The organism is Mesorhizobium sp. Arg314, assembly GCF_053714275.1.
Map to the genome: position 1 here is coordinate 1 of NZ_JBSKBP010000243.1, position 523 is coordinate 523.

1 pseudogene is annotated in these 523 nt (G+C 68.6%); it reads left to right on the forward strand.

Annotated features, from left to right (window positions below):
* Positions 1–523: pseudogene (locus ACWGS9_RS35305) on the forward strand (IS91 family transposase); the annotation flags it as partial.

Sequence of the window (523 nt, forward strand, 5' to 3'; positions counted from 1 at the left end):
CGGTGCGCGTGCTCGGCAAGCTGTTCCGCCGCCTGTTCCTCGCCCGGCTGATCGCACTGCACGACGCCGGCCGGCTCGCCTTCTTCGGATCGATGACGCAACTGACCGAGCGACGGGCCTTCCTGCGCCAGCTTGCTGCCGCCCGGAAGAAGCGCTGGGTGGTCTACGCCAAAGCGCCGTTCGCGGGGCCGGAGGCGGTGCTCGCCTATCTGTCGCGCTACACTCACCGGGTCGCGATTTCGAATAGCCGGCTGATCGCCTTCGACGAGAGCGGCGTCACCTTCCGCTACAAGGACTATCGCCGCGACGGCGCCGATCGTCAGCAGGTCATGACGCTCGGGACCGACGAGTTCATCCGCCGCTTCCTGCTCCACGTCCTGCCGCGCGGCTTCCATCGCATCCGACATTTTGCTCGCCGGCTCCGCCCACAAGGCCAGCCTCGCACGCGCCCGCCAACTGCTGGCGGTCGCGCCTGCCGTCACGAATGATCCTCCGGCGGATCCGGACGACTTCCGCCCGCCGT